This is a genomic window from Gammaproteobacteria bacterium (assembly GCA_016705365.1).
Taxonomy (GTDB): Bacteria; Pseudomonadota; Gammaproteobacteria; order Pseudomonadales; family UBA5518; genus UBA5518.
In genome coordinates this window covers 429,758-446,397 of record JADIYI010000002.1, presented here as the reverse complement: position 1 = coordinate 446,397, position 16,640 = coordinate 429,758, and the positions used below count along the sequence as shown (strand labels likewise).

The 16,640-nt window shown below is 65.0% G+C and carries 14 protein-coding genes; 10 read left to right on the top strand and 4 right to left on the bottom strand.

The window, feature by feature from the left end:
- The first annotated feature begins 6 nt into the window (after nucleotides 1-6).
- From folC to bmt, 9 genes are all read left to right on the top strand, one after another.
- A complete protein-coding gene (gene folC, locus IPF49_02190) occupies nucleotides 7-1,308 on the top strand; it encodes a bifunctional tetrahydrofolate synthase/dihydrofolate synthase (protein ID MBK6286455.1) in 1,302 nt (433 codons plus the stop codon).
- Between the two features lie 8 nt (nucleotides 1,309-1,316).
- Nucleotides 1,317-1,925 carry an SPOR domain-containing protein gene (locus IPF49_02185; protein MBK6286454.1) on the top strand — a complete coding sequence of 203 codons (609 nt, stop codon included), beginning with the start codon at nucleotides 1,317-1,319 and terminating at the stop codon, nucleotides 1,923-1,925.
- 76 nt (nucleotides 1,926-2,001) lie between these two features.
- Nucleotides 2,002-2,499, top strand: coding sequence for a CvpA family protein (locus IPF49_02180; GenBank protein MBK6286453.1), 498 nt, complete (start codon nucleotides 2,002-2,004; stop codon nucleotides 2,497-2,499).
- Between the two features lie 18 nt (nucleotides 2,500-2,517).
- Nucleotides 2,518-4,044: an amidophosphoribosyltransferase gene (purF, locus tag IPF49_02175; protein MBK6286452.1), complete on the top strand. Its 1,527-nt coding sequence runs from the start codon at nucleotides 2,518-2,520 to the stop codon at nucleotides 4,042-4,044.
- A gap of 24 nt (nucleotides 4,045-4,068) precedes the next feature.
- Nucleotides 4,069-5,271: an O-succinylhomoserine sulfhydrylase gene (locus tag IPF49_02170; GenBank protein ID MBK6286451.1), complete on the top strand. Its 1,203-nt coding sequence runs from the start codon at nucleotides 4,069-4,071 to the stop codon at nucleotides 5,269-5,271.
- A gap of 49 nt (nucleotides 5,272-5,320) precedes the next feature.
- A complete protein-coding gene (locus IPF49_02165) occupies nucleotides 5,321-6,238 on the top strand; it encodes an AAA family ATPase (GenBank protein ID MBK6286450.1) in 918 nt (305 codons plus the stop codon).
- Nucleotides 6,238-7,224, top strand: a complete 987-nt coding sequence (locus IPF49_02160; protein ID MBK6286449.1) for a DUF58 domain-containing protein — start codon at nucleotides 6,238-6,240, stop codon at nucleotides 7,222-7,224. Before IPF49_02165 ends, IPF49_02160 begins: the two co-directional genes overlap by 1 nt.
- Nucleotides 7,221-9,257, top strand: coding sequence for a DUF3488 domain-containing transglutaminase family protein (locus IPF49_02155; GenBank protein ID MBK6286448.1), 2,037 nt, complete (start codon nucleotides 7,221-7,223; stop codon nucleotides 9,255-9,257). Before IPF49_02160 ends, IPF49_02155 begins: the two co-directional genes overlap by 4 nt.
- Before the next feature lie 72 nt (nucleotides 9,258-9,329).
- Nucleotides 9,330-10,373 carry a betaine--homocysteine S-methyltransferase gene (gene bmt, locus IPF49_02150; protein MBK6286447.1) on the top strand — a complete coding sequence of 348 codons (1,044 nt, stop codon included), beginning with the start codon at nucleotides 9,330-9,332 and terminating at the stop codon, nucleotides 10,371-10,373.
- Nucleotides 10,374-10,432: 59 nt separating this feature from the next.
- Here the strand turns inward: bmt and IPF49_02145 are convergent, their stop codons facing one another.
- Nucleotides 10,433-11,341 carry an acyltransferase gene (locus IPF49_02145; protein ID MBK6286446.1) on the bottom strand — a complete coding sequence of 303 codons (909 nt, stop codon included), beginning with the start codon at nucleotides 11,339-11,341 and terminating at the stop codon, nucleotides 10,433-10,435.
- Between the two features lie 166 nt (nucleotides 11,342-11,507).
- Between IPF49_02145 and IPF49_02140 the strand changes: the two genes are divergently transcribed.
- On the top strand, nucleotides 11,508-11,732 hold the full coding sequence (locus IPF49_02140) for a hypothetical protein (protein MBK6286445.1): 225 nt from the start codon (nucleotides 11,508-11,510) through the stop codon (nucleotides 11,730-11,732).
- A gap of 14 nt (nucleotides 11,733-11,746) precedes the next feature.
- Here IPF49_02140 and IPF49_02135 read toward each other — a convergent pair whose 3' ends face one another.
- The 3 genes from IPF49_02135 to IPF49_02125 form a co-directional block, all read right to left on the bottom strand.
- Entirely contained in the window at nucleotides 11,747-12,943 is a 1,197-nt protein-coding gene (locus IPF49_02135) for a diaminopimelate decarboxylase (GenBank protein MBK6286444.1), read from the bottom strand.
- Between the two features lie 61 nt (nucleotides 12,944-13,004).
- Nucleotides 13,005-15,626, bottom strand: a complete 2,622-nt coding sequence (gene acnB / locus IPF49_02130) for a bifunctional aconitate hydratase 2/2-methylisocitrate dehydratase (protein ID MBK6286443.1) — start codon at nucleotides 15,624-15,626, stop codon at nucleotides 13,005-13,007.
- 419 nt (nucleotides 15,627-16,045) lie between these two features.
- Nucleotides 16,046-16,537: a peptidyl-prolyl cis-trans isomerase gene (locus IPF49_02125; GenBank protein ID MBK6286442.1), complete on the bottom strand. Its 492-nt coding sequence runs from the start codon at nucleotides 16,535-16,537 to the stop codon at nucleotides 16,046-16,048.
- Between the last annotated feature and the right edge of the window lie 103 nt (nucleotides 16,538-16,640).

Genomic DNA, 16,640 nt, shown 5'->3' with positions numbered 1-16,640 from the left:
AGCCGCATGCATCGGGAACGAGCGACGCTTGGCGACTGGCTTGATCGAATCGAGCGTGCCCACCCGGCCGAGATAGAGCTGGGGCTGGAGCGCACGGCCCGGGTGGCGGCGCGCATGGGCATCGCCAGCCCGGCAGCCACGGTGATAACCGTAGCGGGCACCAACGGCAAGGGATCCTGCGTGGCCGTCATGGAGCAGCTGTTGCTGGCGGCGGGCAAGCGCGTCGGTGCGTATACCTCGCCGCACCTGCGTCATTACAACGAGCGGGTACGGCTGCAGGGGCGGGCAGTCGATGACGCAGCGTTGTGCGCGGCGTTTGCCGCCGTCGAGCGCGCACGCGGAGAGACTCCGCTCACCTATTTCGAATTTGGCACACTCGCGGCGCTGGAAATATTCCGCCACGCAAGGCTCGACTTCCTGTTGCTCGAGGTCGGTCTGGGAGGTCGCCTCGATGCGGTGAACATCATCGATGCCGACGTGGCGGTGATATCCAGCATCCAGATCGATCACACCGATTGGCTGGGCAAGGACCGCGAGACGATCGCGGGAGAAAAAGCGGGGATATTCCGCTCCCGCAGCCCGGTGGTCTGCGCCGATCGGAATCCGCCGCAGGCGCTGTACCGCGCGGCTGGCTCACTCGAGGCGCCGTGGTTCGGAATCGGTGCGCAGTTCGATGCGTGGCGCAACGCCTCCGGTGAATGGTGCTGGCGCGGCACGGATCGCGCGGGACTGGCGTTTCGGCGCGAGGGACTGCCGCCACCGCAACTGCTCGCTGGCAACGTGGCGGCGGCGCTGCAGGCGTTGTTGTTGTGTGACATCGCTCTCGATCGGACCATGCTGGCGAGCGTGTTGCCGTCAATCACGCTGGCGGGCCGCTTTCAGCAATGCCGCCTGCGCGGAATAGACTGCGTGCTCGACGTGGCGCACAACCTCGCGGCTACCGAGGTGCTGGCGGCACGCCTCGCCGAGCAGGCACCTGCCGGACGCACCGCCGTGGTGTTTGCCGCAATGAGGGACAAGGACATCGAGGCGATGCTGGCGGTGCTGGCGGGATATGCGAGCGTGTGGTTCCTTCCGCAACTGCACGCGAGCCGCGCGGCGCCCGCAGCCGACGTGGTGCGACGCCTCGAGGCGCTGGCTGGCAAGGTGAGCGTACAATGCTGTGCGGACGTCGGGGTGGCGATGGACCATGCGCTCGCCACGCTCCAGCGCGGTGATCGGTTGGTGGTGTGCGGCTCGTTTCACACGGTAGGTCCTGCGCTCGAATGGCTCGATCAGCAGGATGGTATCAACGGAGATCGATTTTGACAGAGGCAATGAAACACCGTTTGGTAGGCACGGCGGTGCTGGTGGCTCTCGGGATCATCATCTGGCCGGTGCTGTTCGACACCACTCCGGTGCGCGAGATCAGCCAGCGCAGCAAGATTCCCGAGGCACCGCCGGTGGAGCGGTTCGCGATCAGCGAGCCCGAAGCACCGCAGCTGCCGCCCCAGCCAGACTACAGTGCGGAACGTGCGGCAAGTGCCGAAGCGGGCGAGACGTCCGTCATGGACACCGCCGCCAGTGCGGTGCCACTTCAACCTGCAGAGCCGGTGGCGCAAGCCCCCGCACCGGAGAGCGAAGCGGCGGAGCCCGCGCCACGGGACTCCGAGCCGGAGCCCGCCCTGCTCGATCGGCACGATTTGCCGGTGCAGTGGGCGGTGCAGCTCGGAGTGTTCGGCAAACTCGAGAACGCCCAGGATATCAAGCGGCGGGCCGAGAAATCCGGCTACCACGCGATCCTGCAGACGGTGCGCGATGGCAGTGCAATACAATACCGGGTCTATGTCGATCCCAAGCTCGACAAACAGGCGGCGCAGAAGCTCGCAACGGAGATCGCGAAGAATCTCGGCGTGAAAGGCTACGTTACGGGGTACTATCCCTGAGAGTTGTGTGTGGGACGAGCGTTGCCCCTTTGCTAGAATGGCGCGAATTCGCTGATCCGGAGCGGGCGTGGACGCGCTGAACGCGGCAGACTGGTCGATCATCACCGTGGTGGGTGTCTCCACGCTGCTCAGTCTGTTGCGCGGCTTCGTCAAGGAAGCGCTTTCGCTGATCGGGTGGGTACTCGCATTCATCGTGGCGATGGTGTTCGCCGAGCGTTTTGCCTATCTGCTGGCTTCCAGTATCGCCAACCCCACTGGCCGCTATATCGTGGCGTTCGCGGCGCTGTTCGTGCTGACGCTGATCGCGGTGGCGCTGGCGGCGCGGCTGCTGCAGAGCGTGGTGAACTTCGTCGGGCTGGGCGCGCTCGACCGGCTGCTCGGAATGGCGTTCGGCTTTGCGCGCGGGGTGCTCGTTTCGCTGGCGGTGGTCGCACTGCTCGGCCCGACGCTGCAGCTCGACAGCTATGCCTGGTGGCAGGAATCGGTACTGTTGCCGCACCTGCTGCTGATGGAAGGCTGGTTCAGGGGATTCACCGGTACACTGCGCGACCTGATCGTCGGGCTGGGCAACTGAGAGCGGAGGACGGCGCGCATGTGCGGTATTGCAGGCATCGTGGGTGCGAGCAGCGTCAACCAGCAGCTATACGATGCGCTGACGGTGCTGCAGCACCGCGGGCAGGATGCCGCGGGAATCATTACCTGCGATCGCGGCGTATTCAAGCAGCGCAAGGGCAATGGCCTGGTGCGCGACGTGTTCCGCACCGAGCACATGGAGCGGCTGCGGGGGAATTTCGGCATCGGCCATGTGCGCTATCCCACGGCAGGGAGTTCGAGTTCCGCGCTGGCACAGCCGTTCTATGTCAACAGCCCCTATGGCATATGCCTTGCCCACAATGGCAACCTGACCAATTCCGACCAGCTTCGCGAACAGGTATTCCAGGCCGATCTGCGGCACATCAACACCGACTCCGACAGCGAAGTGCTGCTCAACGTCTTTGCGCACGAACTGCAGATCCTAGGCAAGCTGGTTCCGGACGCGGACGATATCTTCACGGCGGTGCGCGGTGTTCACCGGCGCGCGCGCGGCGGTTACGCCGCGGTGGCGATGATTGCCGGCCACGGGATCGTCGCATTTCGCGACCCTAACGGGATCAGACCGCTGGTTTTCGGCGAGCGCCAGACACCCGCAGGCAACGAATACATGATGGCATCGGAGAGTGTTGCGCTCGATGTGCTCGGATTCCGCCTGATCCGCGATGTCGCGCCCGGCGAAGCGGTTTTCGTCGATATCGCAGGGCGCCTGCACACCCGTATCTGCGCCGAACACACCCGGCTGACGCCGTGCATTTTCGAGCATGTCTATTTCGCGCGACCGGACTCGATCATGGACGGTGTCTCGGTGTACAAGGCGCGGCTGCGTCAGGGCGAGCGCCTGGCGGACAAGATCAAGCGCCTGCGGCCCGATCACGACATCGAGGTGGTGATTCCCATTCCGGACACCAGCCGTGTGGCGGCGCAGGTCATCGCCTACGAGCTGGATGTGAAGTTCCGCGAGGGCCTGATGAAGAACCGCTACATCGGACGTACCTTCATCATGCCCGGCCAGGCGGTGCGCAGGAATTCGGTGCGCCAGAAGCTGAACCCGATCGAACTCGAATTCCGTGACAAGAACGTGTTGCTGGTGGATGACTCGATAGTGCGCGGCACCACCTGCCAGAAAATCATCCAGATGGCGCGCGAAGCCGGCGCGCGGCGGGTCTATTTCGCCTCCGCTGCACCCGCGGTTCGCTGGCCGAATGTCTACGGCATCGACATGCCGTCGGCGGATGAGCTCATTGCGCACGGGCGCAGCGAGGCCGAGATCTGCGAGCAGATCGGTGCCGACTGGCTGGTATACCAGGACCTCGAGGACCTGGTGTCCTGCTCGCGCGAGGGCAACCCGCAGATCGAGGGCTTCGATTGCTCGGTATTCGACGGGCAATATGTTACCGGTGACGTGAACGAGGCCTATCTGCAGCATCTTCACGCGGTGCGCAACGATGCCAGCAGGACGCTCGGCGATGCGGGTTCCGGCGGCGGCGATTCGTCCTTGATGGGTCTGCACAATCATTTCAACTGAGCGACGCGCAAGGAACCGGACGCGATGAGCGACAACGAACGACGCGAGGTGCTGGCGAGCGCGCGCCCCGATACGCTGGCAGTGCGCGCGGGACAGGTGCGCACCGCGGAGGGCGAACACGCCGAGCCGCTGTTCCTCACCTCGAGTTACGTGTTCGAGTCCGCGGCCGCGGCCGCGGCGCGTTTTTCCGGCAGCGAGGCAGGCAACGTCTATTCGCGTTACACCAACCCGACGGTGCGCACCTTCGAGGAGCGGCTCGCGGCGATGGAAGGTGCGGAACAGGCGGTGGCAACAGCCTCCGGCATGGCCGCCATACTCGCTGCCTGCATGAGCTGGCTCGCGGCGGGCGATCATATCGTGTGCTCGCGCGGGGTATTCGGGTCCACCACGGTGCTGTTCAATCGCTTCATTGCGCGCTTCGGCGTGGATATCAGCTATGTCGCGCCGGCGGACTACGCGCAGTGGCGCGCAGCGATCCGTCCTGACACGCGCCTGCTGTTTCTCGAAACACCCTCGAACCCGCTGATCGAGATCGTCGATATCGCCCGTGTCGCGGAGATCGCGCACGCGGCGAATGCGCTGCTGGTGGTCGACAATTGTTTTCTGACACCGGCCCTGCAGCAACCGCTGGCGCTTGGCGCCGACGTGGTGGTGCATTCGGCGACCAAGTACATCGACGGGCAGGGACGCTGTCTCGGCGGAGCGTTGTGCGGGCGGCGCGAACTCATGGAACAGGCGGTCGCCTTCATGCGCTCGGGCGGTCCCTGTCTCAGTCCGTTCAATGCCTGGGTGTTCCTGAAGGGGCTCGAGACGCTGCGCATCCGCATGGAAGCGCACAGCCACGGTTCCCTCGCACTCGCCCGCTGGCTCGAGGCGCAACCGGGTGTGGGTCAGGTCAACCACTGTGGCCTGGAGAGTCACCCGCAACACGCACTGGCATGCCGTCAGCAGCGCGGCTTCGGCGGGGTGATGTCGTTTACGGTGGCCGGCGGTCAGGCGGCGGCGTGGCGCTTCATCGATGCCACACGCCTGATGTCGATCACCGCGAATCTCGGCGATGCCAAGACCACCATCGTGCATCCGGCGAGCACCACGCACGGGCGGCTCAGCGAGGCCGAACGCCAGGCGCAGGGTATCGGCGCGGATCTCATCCGGGTGGCGGTCGGTCTCGAGGACGTCGATGATCTCAGGGACGATCTTGCGCGCGGCCTGGCGGCAATCGCGTAGGGTGCGTTGAACAGCGCGCGGCGGCGCGGGCCAATCGCGGGGAAGCGCAGTGCAGGAAATAATCGAGAAGACGGTTCGTGATATCGGCAGGGTGCTGCTCGGCAAGGACCGCCAGATCCGCCTCGCGCTGTGTGCCCTGTTCTCGCGCGGACACCTGCTGATCGAGGATCTTCCGGGCATGGGCAAGACCACGCTGTCGCATGCGCTGGCGCGCGCGCTGGGGCTCGAATTCACCCGGGTGCAGTTCACCAGCGACATGCTGCCCGGCGATATTCTCTGCGTCTCGGTATTCGATCAGCGCGCGAATGCCTTCAGCTTTCATCCGGGGCCGATATTCACCGAGGTGCTGCTGGCCGACGAAATCAACCGCACCACGCCCAAGACCCAGAGTGCATTGCTCGAGGCAATGGCCGAGCACCAGGTGACGGTGGAGGGGCAGACCCGCGAGTTGCCGGAGGAGTTTTTCGTGATCGCGACCCAGAACCCGGTCACCCAGGCGGGCACCTTTGCCCTGCCGGAGTCACAACTCGACCGATTTCTGATGCGTATCGACATCGGTTACCCGGACCGCAACGCCGAGCGGGCGATGCTGACCGGGCAGGGGCGGGTGCCGGGTGCGGAGGCGCTCGAGCCAAGTCTCGGGCGCGAGGACCTGCGGCGCATCCAGCGCGATGCGCAGAGCGTCGCGACCGCCGACATGCTGCTCGATTATGTGCAGCGACTCACCGGATACACGCGCAGCGCGCCGGAGTTTGCCCACGGCCTGTCGCCGCGCGGGGCGCTGGCACTGCTCGCCAGTGCGCGTACCTGGGCTTACATGGAGGGGCGCAGCCATGTGGTGCCGGAGGACGTTCAGGCCGTATTGCCGGCGGTGGTCGCGCACCGGTTGCGCGGCGCCAGCGAGTTCTCCGGTGACGGGCGCGCGCTCGCGGAGCGGCTCCTGACCCAGGTGGATATATTCGGCTGATGAGCGCGCGCGCCCAGGGGCAGCGTTTGCGCGAGGCCTGGCGCGAGCGCTGGTTTGCGTGGGTGATGCGGCGTATTCCGCCGGCACGCGAGCTCACTCTGAGCCAGAAGAACGTGTTCATCATGCCTTCGGGTGGCGGGTTTGCGTTCCTGTTGCTGTTGCTTGCGCTGCTGATCGCGGGGATCAATTACGAGAACAACCTGGTGCTCGCGCTGTGCTTTCTGCTCGGTGGCATGTTCATCGTGACGATCCTGCACAGCTATGCGAATTTTGCCGGACTGCAGTTGGGCGCCGGCGCGGCGCCGGCGGTTTTTGCCGGCGAGCGGGCGGCGTTCGCATTGACCCTGCGCGCCAGCACCAGACGTTGCCATGACGCGATCGAGATCCTGTGCTCCGGAGCGGCGCCGGTACATGCACGCATTGCGCCGGCGACGGAGGATCTGCAGACGGTGTTTCTCGAGGCGCGGCGCCGTGGCTGGCTGCGGCCGGGGAGAATGCGGGTGCGCAGCTACTATCCACTCGGACTGGTGCGGGTCTGGTCCTGGGTGGACCTGGACGTGGCGTGCCTGGTGTATCCGCGTCCGGCGGCCGTGGGCCCGTTGCCGCTCGACAGCGGTCACGGCGACGACGGTTACGCGACGCCCGATCCCGGCGCCGAGGATTTCAGCGGCTTCCGTGACTATCGCCCCGGCGATCCGCTGCGTCGGGTGGCGTGGAAAACGCTGGCCAAGGGGCAGCGCCTGCAGACCCGGGAGTACCTGGCATTCGCGGATCGCCGCCGCTGGCTCACCTGGGAACAGACCGAAGGCTGCGCTGGTGTCGAGGAGCGATTGTCGCTCCTGTGCCGCTGGGTGCTGGAGTTGCATCGGCTGAAAGCCGAATTCGGCCTGCTGCTGCCGGGGCTGCGACTGGAACCCGCCAGCGGCGAGGCGCATCGCGATCGCGCCCTCGCGGCGCTCGCACTCCACGGCATCGCTCCGGCATGAGTGTGCAGCTGCCGCGCCGCGCCCTGCTGTGGGTGCTGGGGGCGCTCGTGGTGGCGATCATGCCGCATGCCCCGCGACTGCCGGTGTGGATATTGCTGGCGGTGGGGATCGCGCTCGGCTGGCGTTATCGCGTCTACCAGGGGCGTTGGTCGTTTCCATCGCGACTGGTGAGATTCCTGCTGGTGCTGATGGCATTCACCGCGGTGGGGCTGCATTGGCGCACGCTGAACGGACTCGAGCCGGCGGTCGCGCTGCTGATCATCGCCGGCGGCCTGAAGAGCATGGAGCTGCGCTCCACGCGCGATGTGATGGTGGTGTGCTTCGTGGCTTACTTCCTTGCCGCGAGCCAGCTGTTGTTCGAACAGGAAATCCAGCATGCGCTGTACGCGCTGGTGGCGATCGTGATCACGACGGCCGCGCTGGTGGCGCGGCACCAGGCCGAACCGCAGCCGGGATTTCCGTCGCCGCTGGCGCTGGCCGCGACGATGCTCGCGCAGGCACTGCCGCTGATGCTGATCCTGTTCGTGGTCTTCCCGCGCCTGGCGCCGCTGTGGTCACTCCCGCAGAATGCCGCGGCCGCAAAAACCGGCCCGGGCGATACCATGTCGCCGGGCGATGTGGCCCGCCTCAGCGCATCCAGCGAACTGGCGTTTCGCGTCACTTTCAGTGGCCCGGTTCCGGCACAGCGGGAACTGTACTGGCGCGGGCTGGTGTTTTCGGAATTCGATGGGCGGGAGTGGCGTCTCGGTGCGCGGGCACGCTACGAACTGGAACTGGCCGCGCTGGGTGCGCGCAACGTGGCGCTGAGCAGCGCCGGGTTCGTGCCGAGCGGAATCGAAACCGGCTACGCAGTGATTCTCGAACCCAGCAACCGGCAGTGGGCCTACGCGGTCGGTTATCCCCTGAGTTTCGGCGAATCGCTGCGCATGGGCAGCGATTATCGGCTGATGACCAGGACGCCGGTCAGCCAGCGTCTGGGTTACCGGGTACACGCCGATCTCGGGGCAAGGCTCGAGCCGGAGCTCGGCGTTTTGCGGCGGCAGACGGAATTGCAGTTGCCCCAGGGTTTCAACCCGCGCGCGCTGGCGATGGCGCGCGCCTGGCGCGCGGAAGAACCCTCCGACAGCGCCTACATCGAGCGCTTGCTCGAGTGGTTCAACGCAGAGGCATTCATCTACACGTTGAATCCGCCCCTGCTCGGGCGCGATACGGTCGATGAGTTCCTGTTTGGCGAGCGGCGGGGCTTCTGCGAGCATTTTGCCAGCGCGTTCGTGGTGTTGCTGCGCGCCGCCGGAATCCCCGCGCGCGTGGTGACCGGTTACCAGGGCGGAGAGCGCAATCCCTTCGAGGATTACCTGCTGGTGCACCAGTTCGATGCCCATGCCTGGGCCGAGGCGTGGATCGCGGAACGCGGCTGGGTACGGTTCGATCCGACCGCGGCGGTTGCACCCGAGCGGATCGAGTCGAGTCTCGGCGAAGTACTGGGTGCGGAATTTCTCGCCGATTCTCCGCTCGCCATGCAGCGTTACCGCAGCATCCCGCTGCTTGGCTGGATCCGCATGCGTTGGGATCTGGTGACCTACCACTGGGCGCGGCTGGTGTTGCAGTACGATACCGAGCGGCAGATGGCGCTGCTCGAGCGTTTGCTCGGTGAAATCAGCCCGGTACGGTTGGCGAGCGCCTTGCTTGCTGCCGGTGGCAGCGTGCTGCTGCTGGTGACGCTGAGTCTGCTCGGTTGGCGTAAAGCACCCCATCACGATCCGGCCGCGCGTGCGTACCTGCTGGCGTGTGCCACGCTCGCGGCGCTGGGAATCGCGCGCAATCGAGGCGAGGGGCCGTGCGATTACGGACAGCGTGTGGCAGGCTTGCGCCCGGAGATCGGGCCGCGATTTCAGGCCATCACCGCGGATTTCGTCGCGCTCGGTTACGCCCCATGCCCGGGCGCGCGACGCGCCGCTATCCTGCGCCGCTTGCAGGGGCGGGTGCGCGGGTTGCGGGCTCGGGTTGCGGCCGGTATGCGCGACGGGTCCTGAGCGCAGCCGCTGGCCGCCGTGGCGTGGCAAGCGGGTGGTACATTGGTTATTTGACGAGAGGAGCGAATCCCGATGAGCGATATCCTGCGGCAACGCCTTGGCAAACGGCCCTACCTGCTGGCCGATGGCGCGACCGGCACCAATTTCTTTGCGATGGGTCTGCAGACCGGCGAGCCGCCGGAGCTGTGGAACGTCGAGCACCCGGAGCGTGTGGCGGCCAATCACCGCAGTTTCATCGAGGCCGGTGCCGACATCATTCTCAGCAACAGTTTTGGCGCCAATCGCTTTCGCCTCGCGCTGCACCGCAATGCGCACCGGGTGGCGGAACTCAACGAGGCCGCGACCCGCATCGCGCGTGCCGAGGCCGATCGCGTCGACCCCGCGGTCATCGTCGCCGGTTCGATGGGGCCGAGCGGCGAGATCTACCGGCCGCTGGGGGCGCTGTCGATCGAGGAGGCGCACGACGCCTTTCGTGAACAGGCCGAAGCCCTGGTGCGTGGCGGGGCGGACATTCTCTGGGTCGAGACGATATCCTCGCGCGAGGAAATGCAGGCCGCGGTCGAGGGTGCCGGCGCAACCGGAAAACCGGTCGTATGCACCCTGAGCTTCGACAGCAACGGGCGCACGATGATGGGTTTGTGCCCGGCCGATGTCGCGCGGTTTGCGGCATCCCTGGCGTCCCCGCCGCTTGCTTGCGGCTCGAACTGCGGGGTCGGCCCGGCGGAAACGGTGCTCAGCGTCATCAACATGGCACGTGCCGATTGCGCTCCGCCGCTGCTGGTGGCCAAGGGTAATTGCGGCATTCCGTACTGGAGTGGCGGCGCGATCGCCTATGACGGTACTCCGCAGTTGATGGCGGCCTATGCGCGACACGCCTATGCGGCAGGTGCGCGGATCATTGGCGGCTGCTGTGGCACCACGCCATTGCATCTGCGCGCGATGAAAGTCGCGCTGGACGAACATCCCGATTCCTGCGCTGCGTCACTCGAGGAGATCGTTGCCGAACTCGGCGCGATTTCGAGCGGCGCGCGCGCGCAGTATGGGGGCGATCTCAGTCTCGGTGGCGGCAGTGCCTCGGGCGCGGCGCCGCGCAGAAACCGGCGCAACCGCAATTGAGCGCCGGGCGGGCACGCCGTTGGGGAATACCGCGGGAATCTGTGTCGCGGGGGTTCGTTTCAGCGGGCGGGAGGATACGCCGTGTGCAGCTCGCGGAGCAGTGAATCCTTGTCCTGCCATAGCCTGTTGACCCATTGCTGGAAGCCGAGGCGGTAGTCCTCGTCCTGGTCGTAGCTGCGGCCGATGAATTGCGCGGGGATCGCGATCTGCTCGAAGCGCACCACGATGCGCGGGATCCTGCCGCACAACAGCTCCCAGAAAGTCGGGATGCCGTCAGGATAGTGAATCGTGACGTTCAGCATGGAGGCCATCTGCTCGCCCATGGCGTCGAGAACGAAAGCGATACCTCCGGCCCTCGGGCGCAGCAGATAGCGAAACGGCGAGTTCTGTGCGGCATGCTTGGAGGCGGTGTTGCGCGTACCCTCGAGAAAGTTGAATACCGAAACCGCGTGGTTCCGGTAGCGCTCGCAGGCCTTGCGGGTGGTCAGCATGTCCTGGCCGCGTTTCTCGGGGTGACGTTGCAGGTACTCGCTGCTGAAGCGCTTCATGAACGGGAATTCCAGCGCCCACCAGCACAGCCCGATCACCGGGACCCAGATCAACTGGTGCTTGAGAAAGAATTTCAGGAACGGTGCCCGGCGATTGAGCTGGTACTGCAGCACCAGTATATCGACCCAGCTCTGGTGATTGCTGGTGACCAGATAGGAATGATCGAGGTGGATCGACTGCAGTCCCTGCACGTCCCAGCGGGTCCGCCCGACGGCGTCCATCCACCACTTGTTGAGCGCGATCCACGCCTCGGCGCTCCAGTGCATCAGGCGGTTGATCCGGCGCCTGGCGGCGGCAAACGGCAGTGCGAACTTGAACAACGCGCCGATGAACAACGGCCAGCACAGCACAAGGGTATTGCACACCAGCAGCGCCGTGGCGATCGTTCCGCGCAGCGGAGCGGGCAAAAAACGCAGCATTGGTCGACCCCAAGTCTTCCCGATGGGAGTATTCTGCACCCCCGTTGGTCTGATGTTCGGGCCATTATCCCGGAAAATCGAGGCTCAGGTAACAATGCGTGTCGCGAATCCGTCTGCGCCGACAGCGAGAAGTGGTTGCGCAATCGCGCTGCTGCCGGGCTTGTCCTTGGCGTTGCTGCTGGGCGCCTGCGCCACGGTCAGCCCGTTGACGCCGGAGCAGGCGGCCAGGCAGTCGGATCGCAGCCTGTGCAGCGATATGCGCTCGCTGACCGAGTCCTATACCGATATCAGTCGCAACGGTGGCTACACCAACCTCGAGCAGGTCAAGTTGCGGCTTGGCGTGATTGCGGCCGAACTGGAGCGACGTAAAGTCAGCTGCGCCGACGGTTGATCCGCGAGCGGGATTCAGCCAACAAGGTACTCGCTGTGCGCACCGCGCATGCAATGATTTGAACTGCTCGAGGCGCCATAGCCGCCGGCATTGAGAAAGGCGAGGTAATCGCCTTCCCGGAGCGGCGGCAAGCTCACATCCTCGGCCAGCAGGTCGATCGCCTCGTTGATATGACCGGCGACCGTGACGGTCTCGACGGCGTTCGTGCCGGTGAGGCCTAGCGGCGCCACCACGAATGGTGTCTGGTAGTAAGCGGCAAGATTCTGCAGGCTGAAACCCGCATTGACGCCCACAAAGGTCGTACCACCTTTTTCCTCGACGCTATTCACCTGCGCGACCAGTGCTCCGGCGTCCTTTACCAGGTAGTCGCCGGGCTCGAGGTGAATGGCGACGCCGCGCGCCGTGGCAAAGCGCGCGATCAGCGCCGCCCAGGCAACGAGATCGAGCGGTGCGCGATCCGCGGTTACCGGCACCCCCATGCCGCCGCCGATATCGAGCGTGTCGATGTCGGGGCATTGGTCGAGAAACCAGCCGGCGTGCTCCAGTGCCTCCTCGAGTTGCGGCAACTGCGGCGTCAGGTAGCCGGAGCCGAAATGAAAATGCAGCTGCGTGACCTTCATTCCGAAACTCCCCGCGAGATCGAGCGCCTCGCGGAAGCGGTCGCGGTAGATGCCGAATTTGCTGGCCTTCTTGCCCGAGTAATGCAGGCCCGCGTGATAGCCGGCGCCGACCCGCGGGTTGATGCGGATGCCGATGCTGCGCCCCGGATCACGTTCGCCGAGGCGGCGGATGGTGCTCAGCGAATCGCAGTTGACATGCACCCCGGGATGACGCGCGAGCAAGTCGAGATCGCTGTTGGCGACCGAAGTGCCAGTATAGGAAATCTCGTTTTCGGCAAATCCGTGCTGGCGCGCCAGCAACAATTCGCCCGGCGAACAGGCATCGATGCCGCACAGCCCCCAATGGCTCATGGCGCCGATCAGCGGCGCGAAACGGTTGGCTTTCAGGGCGTAGAAAATCCGGTAATCGAGCTGGTGCAGCTCGAGTGCGGAGCGCAGGCGCTGCAGGTTGTCGCGCACCCGCGCCGAGTTGTAGACGAACAGCGGCGTCGCGCAGCGTTGCGCCAGCTGCAACAGGTCCTGCCGCGCCATATGCAGGCGGCCTTCGATATAGCGCAGATCATCGCGCTGCCACCAGGCGGGATCGAACATCCTGAGACTCCATCTGTGGAATCGAAAAGCCCCGCCGTGGCGGGGCTTCATGCCGGCACGCTCAGTTCATGCTGACTTCGCTGATCTCGAGTGCCGCGATGCGTTTGCCGTCCTGCGCACCCTTCTGGAATTCCGCGATCTGGTCGAAATTCAGGTAGCGGTAGATTTCCCCGGCCATCGCATCGATGCGTTTGGCGTATTCGAGATACTCCTCGACGCTCGGCAGACGGCCGAGGATGGCACCTACCGCGGCGAGTTCCGCCGAGGTCAGGTATACATTGGCGCCCTCGCCGAGGCGGTTGGGGAAATTGCGCGTGGAGGTCGACAGCACGGTGGAATTCGGTGCCACCCGCGCCTGGTTGCCCATGCACAGAGAGCAGCCCGGCATTTCGGTGCGCGCACCCACGCGGCCGTAGATCGCGTAATAGCCTTCCTCCATCAGCACGTGTGCATCCATGCGGGTCGGCGGCGCGATCCACATGCGGGTCGGAATCGAGCCCTTGAACTTTTCCAGCAGTTTGCCGGCCGCGCGATAGTGGCCGATATTGGTCATGCAGGAACCGATGAACACCTCGTCGACCTTGTCGCCGGCGACCTGTGACAACAGCCTTGCGTCATCGGGATCGTTCGGTGCGCAGACCACGGGCTCGCCGAGCTGATCGAGATCGACCTCGATCACCGCGGTGTATTCGGCGTCGGCATCCGCCGCCAGCAACTCCGGGCTGGCCAGCCATTGCTCCATGCCGCTGGCGCGTCGCTCCAGGGTGCGCCTGTCGCCGTAGCCCTCGCTGATCATCCAGCGCAGCAGCGTGATGTTGGATTTCAGATATTCCGCGATGGTGTCCTGCGACAGCTTGATGGTGCAACCCGCGGCCGAGCGCTCGGCAGAGGCGTCGGAGAGTTCGAAGGCTTGCTCGACGGTGAGGTTCTCCAGACCTTCGATCTCGAGGATACGACCCGAGAAGATATTTTTCTTGCCCTTCTTGGCGACCGTCAGCAAGCCCTGCTGGATGGCGTAGTAGGGGATCGCGTGTACCAGGTCGCGCAAGGTGATGCCCGGCTGCATGGTGCCCTTGAAACGCACCAGCACCGATTCCGGCATGTCGAGCGGCATGACGCCGGTGGCGGCCGCGAATGCCACGAGGCCCGATCCGGCGGGGAAGGAAATGCCGATCGGAAAACGCGTATGCGAATCGCCTCCGGTGCCGACGGTATCGGGCAGCAGCATGCGGTTCAGCCAGCTGTGGATGATGCCGTCACCGGGGCGCAACGACACGCCACCGCGGGTCATGATGAAATCGGGCAGCGTGTGCTGGGTATCGATATCGACCGGTTTCGGGTAGGCCGCGGTATGACAGAAGCTCTGCATGACCAGGTCGGCGGAGAAACCCAGGCAGGCAAGGTCCTTCAGTTCGTCACGGGTCATCGGGCCGGTGGTGTCCTGGGAGCCCACCGTGGTCATATGCGGTTCGCAGTAGGTGCCCGGACGAATGCCGGCAACGCCGCAGGCGCGACCGACCATTTTTTGCGCGAGCGTGTAACCCTTGCCGGTGTCGAGAGGCTCGGTCGGGCTGCGGAACAGCGTCGATGCGCCGAGTCCGAGGGCCTGGCGGGCGCGCTTGGTGAGGCCCCGCCCGACGATCAGGTTGATACGACCGCCGGCACGCACCTCGTCGAGCAATACATCGGATTTCAATTCGAACTCGGACAGCAGTTCGCCGCTTTCGGCGTTCAGGATGCGTCCCTCGTAGGGACGCACCTCGATCACATCACCCATGCCCAGCTTGTCGACCGGCGCCTCGAACACCAGTGCTCCGGCATCTTCCATCGTGTTGAAAAAAATCGGCGCAACCTTGCCGCCGATGCACAACCCGCCCGAGCGCTTGTTCGGCACGCCCGGCATATCGTCGCCGAAATACCACAGCACCGAGTTGGTGGCGGATTTGCGGCTCGAGCCGGTGCCGACCACATCGCCCACAAAGGCGATGGGATAGCCCTTCTTCTGCAATTGCCCGATCAATCTGATCGGGCCGATGCTGCCGTGCTCATCGGGTTCGATGCCGTCGCGGCGCATCTTGAACATCGCCAGCGCGTGCAGCGGAATATCGGGCCTGCTCCAGGCATCGGGTGCCGGCGAGAGATCGTCGGTATTGGTTTCGCCGCTCACCTTGAACACGGTGCTGCGGATCGACTCGGGCACGGCGGGGCGGCTGGTGAACCATTCGCCTTCTGCCCAGGATTTCAGCACCTCACTGGCATGCACATTGCCGGCCTTGTGTTTTTCGACTACATCGTGGAAAGCATCGAACATCAGCAGGGTGCCCTTCAGCTGTGTTGCCGCGAGCGTGCTGAGCTCGGTATCGTCGAGCGCGGCGACCAGGGTTGCGATGTTGTAGCCACCGAGCATGTTGCCGAGCAACTCGATGGCCCGGGCGCGATCGATCAACGGGCAGCTGATCTCGCGGTTCACGATGGCGCTGAGAAATGCTGCCTTCACATACGCGGCTTCGTCCACGCCCGGCGGCACCCGGTTGCTGATCAGGTCGAGCAGGAAGGCTTCCTCGCCGGCCGGCGGGTTCTTCAGCAGTTCGACCAGCTGCGCAGTCCACTCGGGACCGAGGGGCTTGGGTACGATGCCCTGGGTTGCACGTTCCTGTACATGTTCACGATAAGCTTCGAGCACGGATTCACTCCTCGTTGGTAGCGGCGGGATATCAGCACCTTGCGTGCCGCGTTCAGGGTAGCAGCGGCAGTATAATGCAGCCCCCGCGCCGGTGTTAATTCGACCATGGCGCGCAAGGGCCAAGCGGCAGCGGGCAGCGCGAAACTCCGGAGTTGCGGCGCGCCGCCGTTCGGCCACTCGATATACCTGCCCTGCAGGTCCCAGTCCCCGGTAACGTTACGGGTCCCGGCCTCGCATTCATGGCAACCGGGCCGGTGTGTGTGGCCGTGTATCCGAACAGGTCGCCGAGTATGTAGAGCGAGTCGAATCCGGGTGCCGCGTTGCCCAGGAAATCCGGAAACGCCCGCGTGACCCGTGGGTGCGTCTCGCACAGATGAAGATCCGCGATGAACAGGCTGCCCATGCGGATCGCGCGCGGCTCAATCGACGCTGACGCGCTCGATGACTACCGGATCCTGCGGCACGTCCTGGTGATGGCCACTGGTTCCGGTCGGCACGCCCTTTATCCGCTCGACCACGTCCATGCCGCTGCTGACCTTGCCGAACACCGCATAGCCCCAGCCCTGGCCGGTTGGTGCCTTGTGGTTCAGGAATTCGTTGTCCGCGACGTTGATGAAGAATTGCGCGGTGGCGGAGTGCGGATCGTTGGTGCGCGCCATCGCCACGGTGCCGATGCTGTTCTTCAGGCCGTTGTTGGCCTCGTTGTCGACCGGCGCGCGGGTAGGCTTCTGCTTCATGTCCGCAGTCATGCCGCCGCCCTGGATCATGAAATTGCCGATCACGCGGTGGAAAATGGTGCCGTCGAAGAAGCCATCGCGCGCATAGGCGAGAAAATTCTCGACCGTCTTGGGCGCCTTCGCGGCGTCGAGTTCCAGGGTGATATCGCCCATGTTCGTGTGGAGAGTAACCATCGTTTGCACCATAGGTGGGGAAAAAAGAGGGCGCAATCATATCGGGTTTTGCGCTGCGCACCTACCCCGGAACAGGCGTGCCGGGCCGTGACCGATCCGCCGC

Coding starts and splice junctions, on each gene's coding strand:
- folC (MBK6286455.1), top strand. CDS start 7: ATGCATCGGGAACGAGCGACGCTTGGCGACTGGCTTGATCGAATCGAG.
- IPF49_02185 (MBK6286454.1), top strand. CDS start 1,317: ATGAAACACCGTTTGGTAGGCACGGCGGTGCTGGTGGCTCTCGGGATC.
- purF (MBK6286452.1), top strand. CDS start 2,518: ATGTGCGGTATTGCAGGCATCGTGGGTGCGAGCAGCGTCAACCAGCAG.
- IPF49_02170 (MBK6286451.1), top strand. CDS start 4,069: ATGAGCGACAACGAACGACGCGAGGTGCTGGCGAGCGCGCGCCCCGAT.
- IPF49_02160 (MBK6286449.1), top strand. CDS start 6,238: ATGAGCGCGCGCGCCCAGGGGCAGCGTTTGCGCGAGGCCTGGCGCGAG.
- IPF49_02155 (MBK6286448.1), top strand. CDS start 7,221: ATGAGTGTGCAGCTGCCGCGCCGCGCCCTGCTGTGGGTGCTGGGGGCG.
- bmt (MBK6286447.1), top strand. CDS start 9,330: ATGAGCGATATCCTGCGGCAACGCCTTGGCAAACGGCCCTACCTGCTG.
- IPF49_02145 (MBK6286446.1), bottom strand. CDS start 11,341: ATGCTGCGTTTTTTGCCCGCTCCGCTGCGCGGAACGATCGCCACGGCG.
- IPF49_02135 (MBK6286444.1), bottom strand. CDS start 12,943: ATGTTCGATCCCGCCTGGTGGCAGCGCGATGATCTGCGCTATATCGAA.
- IPF49_02125 (MBK6286442.1), bottom strand. CDS start 16,537: ATGGTTACTCTCCACACGAACATGGGCGATATCACCCTGGAACTCGAC.